Here is a 13,110-nt window from a genome sequence, read left to right as displayed (position 1 = left end):
GAGACCACCAGCTTCGTTGGAGACCCGCCCTCGTTGGCGGTGCCACACGGGTGATGAATTTTTGTGAGCGTCACTGCTGAATTTCGATGAGCGCCGTCAACAAGGAGGTCTCCGGGACGGAACGTGCCCCGGACATGCCAGGGATCTTCTGCGCTGTCTTCGTCGCGAATTGCTGAAATCGCAGAAAGCCATGGACTGCCGACAACTAGGAACACTCGTTGTCCCACTTCGCGCTTCATCATCTGTCCAGCCTGCCAGCTCACCTGCGATCTGGCACAGGGTTCGTTTGTACATCTAAACTCGAATGATGAACCAACGGGACGAGGAAGGCTCGTGCACCGATCGGGACAGTCCTGCCCGCAAGCAACTCTCTGTCGACGAAATTCTCGCGCGGCAGGATGAATTCGAGGACCTGTTCATGACCTTCTGGGACCGCAACCCGACGCGGACGCTCTGACACTGCCCGCGTCGTACCGAAGAACACTGGCTCAATCGACGGCCAGCTATTCGGTGCCATGGTCGAAATTGCGTTGCCTGAGCCGGTAAAAGTCATCGCAGTTCATCGATGGTCTTTCACTGGATCGGTGGACTTTCGTTGTGATATTGCGTGTGAACAGTCGAAGGATGGGTGAGCACCCGATGAAGCGCACTCGAGACGAGTCCGTTCTCGAATGCGTCCAGCAAAGCGCCCTCGCTGAAGCGATCCGCTCGGATCATTACGGTGAGGTACTTCAGGGCATCGTCGGGTGTCGCCGAATGAATCTCGCGGACGTTCCCCTCCTGAACAGCTTCTTTCCCACGCCAACCGGGCCAGTCGAACTGGATGACGAGGTTCTTGGCGTACATGAACTCGAGAAACTCCTGAACAAGAGATCCGTAGTCCACGTAGCCGACGTGAGTACTGCCGTCTGCAAGCGGCTCTGGCAGTACCCACGATCCAATCGCGTCGGGGTTGGCGTCGAGTCGGTCTGCAAGACTGCGCAGGGCAGACCAGTCCTCTTCCGCGAGCTCAGCCAAGGGATCGTGTTCGGTCATTCCATGCCTTCCGTTCATCGCTTGCGTTGGGACGAATCCCTGCTCAATGGAAATGACTTCACAATCACTTTCTCTGTGAACGTGTACGTGGTTTTACGACGAGAACTCGGTCCCGAGCGACCAGAGGTCGATCGCTCGGCCCGCTGGGATGCTCGGCAATCCAGATGAGCTTGTGGACACCCAGCGATGGGAACCACTGCCGCCGCCAATGGCCGCGCACCAACCATTGGTGATCAAGTACGCGTTGCCCGACGTTCGTTTCCGAGAGGCCTGCTCTCGGCGAGATCGTCAGTACTTGAACCTCATCGCGATATTGAGCGCCATGAATGGGCTCCGGCGACGTAGTCGACGGTTCCGCAACGACCGCGTTTCTATCGATCATCTGTTGTTCGCGAAGAAGGTGGACGAAGGCGAGAAACACCGGCACGACGGATGACTCGGGGTCGTTGGTATTCGTGACAACGGGCGGTAGGTCGCTGCGATCTGCGCTGAGGTGCAGCGTCGCCGTTGCGGACTTGATCGCGTTGGGTTTCTTGCTGCCCAGGATCTTCTGAGCGAGATACCGCGCAGAGGTCAGCGCAATGTCGATATTCTCCCCGTGGCTCGCCCAACTCAACAGAAACTCCGGTTTGTCCTCGTCGTTCCATACGAGCGCCACGCCGTCTTGGGACGGGAGATCCGCAACTGCAACGGGTGCGCCGTACATGTCGTTTTCCGAGGCGGCTTCGAGCAGGCTCGCGGTCTCCGACGGCATGCTGTAGAAACGCCTGGTTCTCGCAACTTTCCGAATGATGTGAGCGGCCTCCACACAACCGCGCACCTCTCCGATTCCGAGCGCCAAGCCAGCAATGAAGTCATCCAGCGCAGAGCCGCGTGAGTAGATTCCATGTGCCTTGGCAGCCTGGGTGAGCAGTGGCGGCACGAGCCCAGTAGCGCGGAAGACATCGGCTTCCAGCCTCAGGTCGATAACAGGCCCGAGTATGTCGACCACGTGCCCGGCGCGGATCGCCAGGCCGTCGATGACCCGTGGCATTTTACGGGCGGTCAATGCCAGAGGGCCGAGGTGCGCGAGCTCCGGCAGCTCAGTCGCTTTGCCAGTCTTCAATTCCAAGGCACGGATGAGGCGGGTGTCGACGGTATGTTCGATGCCACGGTGAGCGGCGAATGCCAATTGGATGCGAATGATGTTCTTGCCCCGACGAAGACGGTCGAGGATAGTGCTGTCGCCGATGAGCCAGTTCAGTTTTTCGGGCGTGAATCGGATGCCGGGTACGGACATTGCTCCCCGGCACATCGCTGCGAAGTGAGCCTCATCCTTTGTGAGGCCGCCACGCAACCAAGCAATCCGGTCGTCGTCGGTGAAGCCGTACTTCTCCCAGCTGTCGTCAGGGCGGAGGATCGCTCTCTTCCTCCGCATCCCAAGCAAGGCATCAGGATGTAGTGAAGCCGGGAGATCACATCGGGCTTCGGTTCTGCTGTCGCTCAATGGTCCTCGCTGTACTCGATATCTGTCCACAAGTTGAGCATTGCGTCGATCTGGGGCTGGCGAAAGTACACCCGTTTGTAGTCGACGTAGTCGTTCACCGATGCAAGCGCGGCCTTGAGGTCGGCAAGCGTGTGCTCTTAATCGGAAAGCTTCGTGTGGATGTAGTAGTAGTACGTCCGCGTGAGTCGCCCGAGGTCTTCGGTTGAAGCTGTGAACAATTCGCCCTGGCTCGGTGAGCTTGGAAGTCGCGCGCATCTGGCCGCTTTTGGTTCCGTTGATGACGATGACGTGGGACCCCTCCGGGTACGTCCCTTCGCTCACGTATGTGGGATCAGGATCCTGGTCCCACCAGAACATCTTGATATCGAACCAGTACTGTTCTTCCTCCTCCAGACAGTCGTACTGCTCGGCCAGTTCTTCTTGCTTGTGCAATGCTTCCTCGGACGGGTCACCGGCTAGACCGATCGGAGCTATATACAGCGACGTTGCTCGCGGCCAGGGTGTTCCGATCTTTTCAGGATTTTCGTCATCGTCTGTCTCCAAGTCGCCTTCTGGTTCCTCGTTGCTGTTGTCGTCGACCTTGTACTGCTTGATGAACTCTTCCAACTGTTGATGGTCAGTGGGCTGCCCGCACGGGTTTTCCAGTCGATGAGAGCGGCGCGTGCCTCCTGCGTTAAGTAACAGCTTCGTCATCAGTCGCGCGCGGGCGTTCGACTTCAGGTATTCTTACGTCGGGTTAGTTGAGTACCCCAATGAAGAAATATCCCGACTTTGCCATTCGGTTTTAGCTGTCGATTAAGTCAAACACGAGTCTGACTTCCTGACCTGCCTCGCTAACTTGGAGTCGACCTGCGAAGAGTTCTTGTAGGACTAAGTCGCGAAGATCCGCCAACAGTGCGGACTCGGCTGTCAGAGAATGTACGTACTCGGTAATTCCCTGTGCAAGTTGACTGAACGACCTTGCTTGATCGAGGCCCGGCCAGGGAACTCTAAAGTGCTCCAGATCATCCCATTTAGCTCGCGGCATGCGAGTGCCTTCGCTTGTTGAGGTTGCATGCGCAATGACGAGATCATTAGATAGAGCAGCGAGTGCAAAACCTGCGAGGTCGTGATCCCGCGGACGAAGCACCAGTATGTCTGTAGAGCAGACTCCTTCAGCGCTTGTAGTCGCGACTTTATGAAAGTAAGGTCGCAACTTTCCGAACAAAATGTCGTTGGCACGAAATCCTAATTTCATGCTCGTTACTGACGAAGCCAATCCGGTTCTTGGAAGCCAAACGAGCCGACGAGGAAGGTGTTCCAGTCCAATATATAGAGATTCTTTTTTGAGATCGCGTGGATTCACCGCTTCTCGTATGTTCAATACGAGATCTCCCAGCGGCACTGTTGTATTATCCGTTTGCCCTGTGCACGTACGCTCGAATTCGAGCCGAATAAGCGAATCTGCTTTTTCCAAGAGGCTTGCGTTCAATTCGATTTTTTTGTCAAGCTGGCCAAGTATTGCTGCGATTGACTGTTGTTCAGTTAGTGGAGGACATGGAACCTTTAGATTCTTGAGATCAGATCCGCGAATACCGGCGGCCGCGACTTGTTGGATGATTGTTTCGATTGCCCTCCGACCGACAAGAGACCGGAAGTAGTAGAAATAGTACAGCGGTGATGCGATTTCTGAATTCAGACGTACTCGGATTAGGTGGCTCTCCCAAGTACGTTCGTACGTAGCTGGCCCGACAATGGCGCATCTCCCTGCACCTTCGAACGACAGTGATTGACGCGCGAATAACAGGTCGCCGACCGCAAGGAGCGAGGTCGACTTCTCGGCCGGCGTTAATGGGGCCAGTTCGTAGTCGTCCTCCGTGATTCTATCGTTGGAGAAGAATTCCCCCATGTTGACCATCGGTATACCGGACCCTCGAAGTCTGGAGGGATAGCTGACACCGTTCTTAAGGGGAGCGGCAAAAAGCTCCTCAAATCGCACCATGGAATTGGTCATTGGATGCGTTCCAATTGAATACGAACGAGATCTTGCAACCGGTTTGATTCCTCAAACTGCAGGTAGAGCTGATTCCGCAATATTTCTATTTTGTCTGAAAAAGGTTGCCCATCTGTTTCTATCGCGGCCGCACCTACATACCGCCCAGGGGTCAACGCATAGTCGGCAGACTTGATTTCTTCAAGCGAGGCCGAATAGCAGAATCCAGCGCGGTCAGTGTACTCACTATCGGCGGCAGACTCCGTCCCTCTCCATGCCTGAAAGGTGGTCGCAATCGTAGCGATATCCTCATTAGTCAACGCGCGCTCAGCGCGGTCGACCATGTACCCCATGTTCCGGGCGTCAATGAACAACACCTCGCCCTGTCGGTCAACGGAACCCTTGGGCCCGGCGGTCTTGTCTTTCGCGAAGAACCAGACACACACCGGAATTCCGGTACTGCGGAACAGCTGTGTCGGCAGAGCGATCATGCATGACACGAGATCCGCCTCGATTAGCTGTGCACGAATGTCTCCCTCTCCACCCGAGTTGGAGGACATCGAACCGTTTGCCATGACAACACCGGCGCTACCGCGTTCGGCGAGCTTCGAGATGATGTGCTGGATCCACGCATAGTTCGCATTGCCGGCAGGCGGTACGCCGAACTTCCAACGCTTGTCGTCCTCGCGCCTCGACCAGTCCTTGATGTTGAACGGCGGATTCGCAAGAACGAAGTCGGCCTTCAAATCCGGATGCTTGTCGTGCGCGAATGTGTCTTCCCAACGATCGCCGAGGTTGCCGGTGACACCGTGGATAGCGAGGTTCATCTTCGCCATCTGCCACGTGCGCTGGTTGGCTTCCTGCCCGTAGACCGCAGCGTCCGCGGTGTTGCCACCGTGATTCTCGATGAACTTCTCGGTCTGCACGAACATGCCGCCCGAACCGCAGCACGGGTCGTACACACGGCCGCTGTATGGCTCAAGGACCTCAACTAAGACGCGGACGACCCCTGCCGGCGTGTAGAACTCGCCGCCACGCTTACCTTCGGCACGTGCGAACTTCTCCAGGAAGTACTCGTACACCTCGCCGAGGAGGTCGCGTGCCTTCGTCGAACCGTGCCCAGTGAAGCGGGTATCAGTGAGCAGATCGATCAGTTCGCCCAGGCGGCGTTGATCGATGCTGTCGTTGTTGAACACGACAGGCAGGGTTCCGGTCAGTGTGGAGTTGGACGCCATGATGGACACCATCGCCGCGTTGATCAGCTCGCCAGTAGTCCTGCCAGTGGCCTTGACAGTCTCCTGAATGCCCTTGGCGTTCTCCGCAAGGTACTGCCAGCGGGCCGTCTCGGGAACCCAAAAGACGCTGTTGCCGAGGTATTCGTCCTCGTCGTCGATCAGGTCACCGATCTGGTCCTCGGTCATCCCATCGGCAACGAGCTCGGCACGGATCTGCTCACGACGTTCGTCGAAGGCGTCGGACACGTACTTGAGGAACACCAACCCGAGGATGACGTCCTTGTACTGCGACGCGTCCATCGAGCCGCGGAGTTTGTCCGCCGCCTTCCAGAGAGTGTCTTTGAGTTCCTTCATCGTCGACGGCGTGGTGACTGCCGCCGCCCGTTTCCTAGGAGGCATTGCGTGCCGGCCTTTCTTGTAGAAGCTCTGGAGCATCCCCAACGGCGAGGACACCATGCGCCAGGCCGTCGACGAGAGTGCTCGTTAATTGTTCTATTCGGGTCAGTAATTGCATGGCGGTGGCGCGCTGCCTGCGAAGCGCGTCGACAGCATCCATCGTCACCGTGGCTCGGTTCGGTGGGACGCGAGGAACTTCCCAACGTTTCCACGTCGCACTCGATCTGATCGCACCGGACGGGCGCGCATCGATGCCCGATGCATTCAGGTGACCCGCGATGACGTCGGGAATCAGACCTGACGAGACGGCGTCGGCGATCCTGATTATTCGCGCTGGAAAGACGACCACCGACGAACCTGCGTGATCGACCATCGCGTTGAAGCGGGCACCCGAACAAAACACGATGTCACCGGGCTCGGTGTATCGGGCGTGGGGATAGCCGGTGGTGAAGACCAAGCGATCGATGCCGCGTCGGCCGACTGGAATCTCACCGAGCACCTCTGCGATGCCGAGGACCTGAACTGCCCCATCGGTGACGATGTGTTCGGGGTCGATACGGTGTCCGCTGAGCACTTTGACCTCGCGCGAGGCCGCTAGCTGGCCGAGCGTAGGCAACAGGGAACCGTCTGCATCTCGATATTCGACTTGAATGCGCGGTTCGTGGCGGAGTTCGCGCTGAGTCCGCTCGATGGCGTCGGACTGCTGGAGAATGTCGGCAGCCAGTTCGGCACCGAAGCGTCGTGTGCGTGGTTGTTTGATTCTCGCGGGCGTAAGCCCGTGTTTGTCCGCAGCCAACAGAACCGACGTCTTGGTCAGCACACCGAACTGAAACGCATGGGCCCGAATGCTGTTCCAATCACCCATCGCAGCAACAACATCGGACACCAGGCCCTCGGATGCGGCAGCATCGAGTTCACGCGACCCCATATCCACGACAACCGACCAACGATCGATGGGCCTGACAGCGTCGGACGCTGGTCCGAGAACCCACAGTGCCAACGAAGTTCCGGGCCGGGACGGGAGCAGACCTTCGGGAAGGCGTATTGCTGCCCGCACACGGTCGGACCGAAGGATGTCCGATCGCAATCGGCCGGCGTCGGGATCGGATTGCGCGTCGAGCAGTGCCGACGCCGGCGCGAGAACGATCGCCAGATGATCGTCGGACATCTGCACTGCGATGTCGTCGATCTGGGACAGGATCTGCGCATCGGTGTGATCGCCGGCCGACGATGATGGATACTGCGCGACGAAGCATGAGGGGCCCGATAGTTCGAACCCTGGCGCGAAACCACTGTTCGGTGGAGTCCGTCGTGACCATCCGTGCACGGTGAGTCGTCGCCGAGCGAGACGCGCCGAACGCGAGCCTGTTTCGTTGTGAACGGATGTCGGTTCCGCGTATTCGGGCAGAGCCGACCGGAGTGCAACCATGAGGTCACTGGGTCCTTCACCAGGATCGACGTACACATGATGATCGGAGTCGGTGAGCGCGGAAACGATCGAAGCGCAGAGCGAGAGGCATTGCGGAGCAACGGTGTAGGGCGCAGGCTCGGTCCGAGCCCGACGCGCCAACAGTGCCTCGAACGCACGTTTCGGGCCGTATGCAGCGTCGACCATCTGGTCGGTGTACTGGGCGAACGTACCGAGACGATCCCCCAGGGCCTCCAACTCGGAGTACAGGTAAGCGTCGTCAGGGTCTTGTTCGTCCGCCTCGTCCAGAAGCTCAGCAGGCTCGTACTCGCTCAACTGGGCTCCGAGGTGCCACTTGAGGCACAGCAGCGCGCTGATTCCGTCGAACACAACGTCGGCATCTACCGCGCCGCCGAGATCGAGAGCGGCGTGCAGAGCCAGGCTCTCTTCCAGCGCCTCGTTGTTCCCCAGGTCGCGCGCCTTGATCCAACGGACTATCTCGTTGCCGTCGTACATGCGGTGAGGCGCCAAGTTCCGAATCGGGGCCGGGAATGGCCGGTCTTCCCCGGAATAACGGCGCGCCCACATCGATACGACCGGGCGTTGGACCTGGGCCAACGTCGCTATATCGCTCATCCCAAGAAGTGTGACCACATGATCAGCCATCGTGTCGCACCTCCTGGGTATGGTTGCTAGCGGACCAGTCGGGCCGTTCCCTTAAGTTACCGGACTGTCTCTTGGCTGTGGCATTGTTTTTTGATAACCCGGGTTATCAAGCTTCTACTCGCTCGTTGTAGGACGTCGGTTCAAGCTGTGTATACACCACAGCCAACCGAGGAGGCCCCGATGCTCGCTGTCCTGCATGTTCGCCAGAACGCTTTCGAACCCGATGCGGAAACGGAAGTCGCCTTGGCGTGGTCGACCGAGGAAAACGATTCGTGGTCAGAGGTATTCACGTCGGCAGGTGACAGGTACTCGGCGGCACTCGATGCATTCGAGTACTTCCTCTCCCTCGGTCGTGGCCCGAGCATTCTGTACGTCTCCGACCGCGCGTTCAGGCGAGAACTACAGGCTGCGGCTGCGTCGTTCCCAGATCTCACCTTCGTGGACACAGCGCGGGGGCGGTTGGTGGACGTGGTTTCCGTTGCAGTCGGCGCTCTCGACGACTATCACCGCTTCGCCCACAAGCGCGCGTGGAAAGCAGAACTGGAGCGCCGGGCAGCACTTCCCGAACTGGTTGTCGCAACCGATGCTTCCAAGGGCACCGGACGGCGGGGAGTCGGTGTCGCATGCGTCAGCGCAGAGGGCGGCTTCGCGAGCAAGGCCTACTCGGAGGTCGAGACTGTCCTTGCAGGGGAGCTTCTTGCGATTGCCCTGGCCGTCAAGACCTTTCCAGAGCGTCGACTGCATGTACTGACCGACAGCAAGCCGGCGCTTGCAAGCCTGACCATGCCCAGGGCCAAGTTGCTCGACAAGCGGACCAGCCAGATCGTCGAAATCGTCGACGTGATCGAGCGCAGAACCGCGGGACGCGACGTTCGGTACAGCTGGGTTCGTAGTCACGCGGGACACGAACTGAACGAGATCGCCGATCGTCTCGCCGTCGCTGCCCGCCGCAACAAGGAAGCCAGGGTCAGTGCGAGCGTCACGGATCAGATCAACCGAAACATTATGGGACAGATGAAGATCGCTGTCCAAGCTGCGTAGAATGGATGGAACAGTGGTGTCAAAGAAGAAACCTTCGCTCAGGTTCAATTGCTACCTGATCCGTGACGGGCTCAGCGACGTTGAAAGCGCGTTGCAAACCAAGTACCGCGCGGGTGCAACTGCCGCGCTGGATCGAATCGAAGGGTCCTCGTCGGCTCCTCCTGGCGCGGTCTCCTTCCTGGGCCAACCGACGGAGAAGACCCCCCGATGGGCGACGGACCTCGACGCGCAGTTCCCGGGGCTGGCGACGGTGACCAACCGATCCAACAGGCTGGTTGTTATCCTCCCGGTCAGCAACCGTAAGTTTGCGCTGTGTTTCGGTCAGGGGGCAGGTGTCCTGGAGTGGGATGCGATCGAGAGCAACTTCGGTCTGCGGGTCGCAGCACGCGCCCTCGGTCCGGACCATCTCACCGGATTGAGCAGCCGTAGGATCGACGCAACTGCCCGTAGCCAGTCGGTGCAGGTACCCGGTGGTTCGACGCTGAACGACCTCGGTGTTGTACTCGACGGCGAGTTCGTTCGTCGATTGTCGGGCAGAGCTGATGGAGCGCTGTTGGAGCTGGATGGTTCGGTTGTCGCCGGAGACTCGATCGCATTCAAAACGGATATCGATCTGCACAAGGTTCAATCCGTGCTGGGTGGGATGTTGGACATCGTCGCAGACACCGAACCGACACCTGCGTTCGAGTTCGTCGACTCGTTGGAGCCTCTACGTAAAGGCGAGCAACTCAGTAAACAGCTCGACGAGCGCCTTGCCGCCGAGATACTCGGTGGTAGCACCGACTCCTCAGACTCGGACGTGCACCTGCTCGAGTTCGCGCCACCGGATGACGTGTCGCTCGATTTTGTCGAAGAGATACGTGTCGTAGGTGGTAAGCGAGAAGCGGTAATGACGACGTTTTCCATCGACGAGCTTCGTAGAAAGATAGCCGAAGTCGGTGTTCGACGCGGATCCAGCTTTCTGCAGTCGGTCAAGCTGCTTGCGATCGGCCCGGACAGCGATCCAGTAAGCGGTCTCCTCCCCCTAAGGAATTGGTTGGTCTTCGAGGCGGGCACCAGCGATGCGCGTTTCATTCTCACCCTCGGCCGGTGGTTCAAACTCGAAGAATCCTATTCGGAGAGCCTGAATCGGGACCTGCTGACGATCGAGAACGTGACGGCAGCGATCGACCTCCCGCACACCTGGTCGTCGGAACACGAGGGCCCGTACAACGCCCGGGCGGGTGCAGGATCACCCGATCTGATCGTGATGGACATGGTCGAGATCAAGACCGCAGACCGCGGGAAGTTCGAAGCGTGCGATCTGCTGTCGCGAGACGGACGGCTGATCTGCGTCAAGCGCTACAACGGAAGTCAGACACTGAGCCATCTGTTCTCGCAAGGATCGGTGGCGGCAACATTGCTGGCAGCGGATGAAACGGCAAAGTCGGACTTTGTCGCAAAGGTTCGCGCACGCGAACCGTCGTTCGAGGCAGTGGCTCTCAAGGCGCCGCGTCGGGTGACGTACGCGATTTCGATCGCCGACCACTACGACCTTCCACTCGGATTACCAACCTTCAGCAAGGTCAACCTGCGCGACTTTGCCGGACGGCTCCGCCAGATGCGGGTGGAGCCGTCGATCGCAAAGATCTCTGTCCGCTGAGTGCGTCCGATTTGCTGCCAAAGGGTGGGACATCATCACGCGGAACACTGAATCATGCAATACAACAACAGGTTCAGCATCTTCTGAACCCAAGTTCTCCAGATTCGCCCGCCTCGGTCGAATCCATCGCACACAACCCGAAAGGTTTCATCATGCTCACAAGGCCCCGCCTCACCGCCGCGGTCCTCGCAGCAACAGCGTTCGTCGGCAACGGAATTGCCTCCGCGGCTCCCGCCACATCGTTCGGCAACGGAACGTGGGCTGTCGGCAGCGACATCGCCCCCGGCACCTACGTTTCGTCGGGATCGCTCGACGAGTACGGATGCTACTGGGAGCGCGCGTCGAGCTTCGATGGTGACTTCGACTCGATCATCACCAACGATTTCATCAGCCCCGAGTCCGGGCAGGCTGTCGTGACCATCAAATCAACTGATGTCGCCTTCATCTCGGAGTACTGCGGGACATGGACATTGAAGGCACCGGCACTGATGCCCGTTCCTGCGCCCGCCCCGGTCCCGGTCCCCGTGCCGCTGCCGTGGACTGGTTCGGCGGGTCTGTAAATACTGCGGCAGAACGTCCTCGAGGGGTGGGCGTTCTGCCGGTCCAGCTCGGTCGAGTTGTCGGGACCTCCCGTTATATTTCGGGAGGGGTAGTTCGTTCAACTGATAGGGGTGGGGTCGGATGTCGAAGAACACGCCACGAGAGTGGTCGTACTGGACGGTCAACAAGCTGCAGATTCTGGGCGACTACATGCCAGCGTTCAACAGGGCCGCGAGTAGCTCGCGTGAACGCCTCTACATCGATTTGATGGCAGGTCAAGCGGCGAACGTGGAGCGCTACACCGGAAAGGAGATCCTAGGGTCGCCGAGGCGGGCACTCGAGTCGAGTCCGAGCTTCACCCGGCATGTGTTCTGCGAGCTTCCGAAGAATGCCGCCGGGCTCGACATCGATCTACGTTCACGCTATCCAAGTGCCGAATTCGAGGTCATGCCCGGCGATTGCAATCAAACGATCGACGCTGTTCTCGCGGGCTTGAAACCGTACTCGTGGGCGCCGACCTTTGTTTTCGCAGATCAGCAGGCGGCAGAAATCGAGTGGCTGACAATCGAGAAGGTATCCCGCTTCAAGCCGGAACGCGCCAAAAGCAAGGCCGAGATCTGGATGTTGGTGTCGCCTGCAATGGTCATCAAAGGTGCCACCGGTAGCGGTCTTTTCGAACTGGAACTTCCGGAGCCAGCACTCAGCGGCGAGGTCTTGTGGCAACCCGAGCCTCACTGGGATCCGTCGACGCGTCCGTGGTGGTGACTAACCAGCGCGACGTGGCATCTCGTCCCAGAGGCGGCCGTCGAGCTCGCGTCCGAGTCGCTTCGGGGTCCGGCCGCCCCACTGCTTGAAGAAGAAGGGAACTCCCGCTTGGCGACAGTCGTCCCGCAGACCCCGTGCCCAGTTGATGTCCATGACACGGTAGTTCGGTCCGGATTCTCCGCCGGCGATAACCCAGCCGATGTCGCGTAGGTCGATCCCGTCAAGCGGACCTATCAACGGCTCGCAGGAAAGGAACCGCACTGCTGCGGGTACGGTTCGCAGATGGTCGACGCGTTCCAGGGCCGACGCGTCTTCTACCGATACACCCATCCACACGTTCGACGGCCACTCCAACTTGTCCGCCATGCGCGACAATCGAAGTGAGCGCTTGGTCAGGATCTGATAGGTGTGCTGCGGAGTCTCCCGCATGACGTCGAACACGTCGCGGACGAACGCGATGGGTACCTTCGCATGGAACAAGTCGCTCATCGAGTTGACGAAAACGACGCGGGGCGCGCGCCACCGACGAGGCTGATCCAACGCCCGCGGGTGTGTAGTGACTCCGAATCCAGGGCCGGAGGTGCGTGGATCGCCGTCGTTCTGGTACTTCTCGGCACCCATGGCCTTGAGCCGCTTCGACAGCGTCAGCGCATAACAGTTGTCACAACCAGTGGAAACGCGATCACAGCCGGTCACAGGATTCCACGTCGCTTCTGTCCACTCGATAGAAGACTTGTCTGCCACAACCCCACCTTTGTCGAACGTATGTACGAGTGAACCACAGAACCGAGTTTCTGCACCAGTTACTGGACCGGATCTTACGGCGAGCGCCGAACCAGTCGGGTTTCACTCGAGGAGTACTTTCCCGTGAGTTCGCACTTGTGCAGACGACACGCCGGTGAGGACCTGCATAAGTGCGAAGTC

11 protein-coding genes and 1 pseudogene are annotated in these 13,110 nt (G+C 59.0%); 5 read left to right on the top strand and 7 right to left on the bottom strand.

The genetic code is table 11. The annotated features are described in order from the left end of the window. Nucleotides 1-242, bottom strand: a pseudogene (locus CH292_RS29180) (hypothetical protein); the annotation flags it as partial. 65 nt (nt 243-307) lie between these two features. On the opposite strand from CH292_RS29180, the gene CH292_RS28920 reads away from it, so the two are divergent. Then, nucleotides 308-457, top strand: coding sequence for a hypothetical protein (locus tag CH292_RS28920; protein ID WP_179277973.1), 150 nt, complete (start codon nt 308-310; stop codon nt 455-457). Between the two features lie 116 nt (nt 458-573). Here CH292_RS28920 and CH292_RS14175 read toward each other — a convergent pair whose 3' ends face one another. The 5 genes from CH292_RS14175 to CH292_RS14155 form a co-directional block, all read right to left on the bottom strand. Continuing rightward, the gene (locus CH292_RS14175) at nt 574-1,035 is read right to left on the bottom strand and encodes a DUF6508 domain-containing protein (RefSeq protein WP_094655052.1); all 462 of its coding nucleotides are present in this window, start codon (nt 1,033-1,035) and stop codon (nt 574-576) included. A gap of 64 nt (nt 1,036-1,099) precedes the next feature. Continuing rightward, nucleotides 1,100-3,127, bottom strand: coding sequence for a hypothetical protein (locus CH292_RS28625; protein WP_143545761.1), 2,028 nt, complete (start codon nt 3,125-3,127; stop codon nt 1,100-1,102). Nucleotides 3,128-3,305: 178 nt separating this feature from the next. Beyond that, nucleotides 3,306-4,514 (bottom strand): restriction endonuclease subunit S, encoded by a 1,209-nt coding sequence (locus CH292_RS14165; protein ID WP_094655050.1) that lies wholly within the window; start codon nt 4,512-4,514, stop codon nt 3,306-3,308. Further along, the gene (locus tag CH292_RS14160) at nt 4,511-6,127 is read right to left on the bottom strand and encodes a class I SAM-dependent DNA methyltransferase (protein WP_218830178.1); all 1,617 of its coding nucleotides are present in this window, start codon (nt 6,125-6,127) and stop codon (nt 4,511-4,513) included. Before CH292_RS14160 ends, CH292_RS14165 begins: the two co-directional genes overlap by 4 nt. After that, nucleotides 6,117-8,168 carry a hypothetical protein gene (locus tag CH292_RS14155; protein ID WP_143545760.1) on the bottom strand — a complete coding sequence of 684 codons (2,052 nt, stop codon included), beginning with the start codon at nt 8,166-8,168 and terminating at the stop codon, nt 6,117-6,119. The genes CH292_RS14160 and CH292_RS14155 overlap by 11 nt, the downstream gene beginning before the upstream one ends. Before the next feature lie 210 nt (nt 8,169-8,378). On the opposite strand from CH292_RS14155, the gene CH292_RS14150 reads away from it, so the two are divergent. From CH292_RS14150 to tcmP, 4 genes are all read left to right on the top strand, one after another. Continuing rightward, a complete protein-coding gene (locus CH292_RS14150; protein ID WP_094655047.1) occupies nt 8,379-9,239 on the top strand; it encodes a ribonuclease H family protein in 861 nt (286 codons plus the stop codon). Between the two features lie 16 nt (nt 9,240-9,255). Continuing rightward, complete coding sequence (locus CH292_RS14145) at nt 9,256-10,881, top strand: DUF6119 family protein (protein ID WP_179277972.1); 1,626 nt, start codon at nt 9,256-9,258, stop codon at nt 10,879-10,881. Between the two features lie 152 nt (nt 10,882-11,033). Beyond that, on the top strand, nt 11,034-11,441 hold the full coding sequence (locus tag CH292_RS14140; RefSeq protein ID WP_179277971.1) for a hypothetical protein: 408 nt from the start codon (nt 11,034-11,036) through the stop codon (nt 11,439-11,441). Between the two features lie 121 nt (nt 11,442-11,562). Further along, nucleotides 11,563-12,186, top strand: a complete 624-nt coding sequence (gene tcmP, locus CH292_RS14135; protein WP_094655045.1) for a three-Cys-motif partner protein TcmP — start codon at nt 11,563-11,565, stop codon at nt 12,184-12,186. On the opposite strand, the gene CH292_RS14130 is transcribed toward tcmP, so the two are convergent. Beyond that, nucleotides 12,187-12,930: a DUF5131 family protein gene (locus CH292_RS14130; protein ID WP_094655044.1), complete on the bottom strand. Its 744-nt coding sequence runs from the start codon at nt 12,928-12,930 to the stop codon at nt 12,187-12,189. Between the last annotated feature and the right edge of the window lie 180 nt (nt 12,931-13,110).

The organism is Rhodococcus sp. 14-2470-1a, assembly GCF_002259425.1.
Classification (GTDB): Bacteria; Actinomycetota; Actinomycetes; order Mycobacteriales; family Mycobacteriaceae; genus Rhodococcoides; species Rhodococcoides fascians_E.
This window is presented reverse-complemented; position numbering and strand designations above follow the sequence as displayed.

Bases quoted from the DNA above. Each gene is read 5' to 3' on its own strand.
- CH292_RS28920 (WP_179277973.1), top strand. From the start codon at position 308: ATGAACCAACGGGACGAGGAAGGCTCGTGCACCGATCGGGACAGTCCT.
- CH292_RS14175 (WP_094655052.1), bottom strand. From the start codon at position 1,035: ATGACCGAACACGATCCCTTGGCTGAGCTCGCGGAAGAGGACTGGTCT.
- CH292_RS14165 (WP_094655050.1), bottom strand. From the start codon at position 4,514: ATGACCAATTCCATGGTGCGATTTGAGGAGCTTTTTGCCGCTCCCCTT.
- CH292_RS14160 (WP_218830178.1), bottom strand. From the start codon at position 6,127: ATGCCTCCTAGGAAACGGGCGGCGGCAGTCACCACGCCGTCGACGATG.
- CH292_RS14155 (WP_143545760.1), bottom strand. From the start codon at position 8,168: ATGAGCGATATAGCGACGTTGGCCCAGGTCCAACGCCCGGTCGTATCG.
- CH292_RS14150 (WP_094655047.1), top strand. From the start codon at position 8,379: ATGCTCGCTGTCCTGCATGTTCGCCAGAACGCTTTCGAACCCGATGCG.
- CH292_RS14140 (WP_179277971.1), top strand. From the start codon at position 11,034: ATGCTCACAAGGCCCCGCCTCACCGCCGCGGTCCTCGCAGCAACAGCG.
- tcmP (WP_094655045.1), top strand. From the start codon at position 11,563: ATGTCGAAGAACACGCCACGAGAGTGGTCGTACTGGACGGTCAACAAG.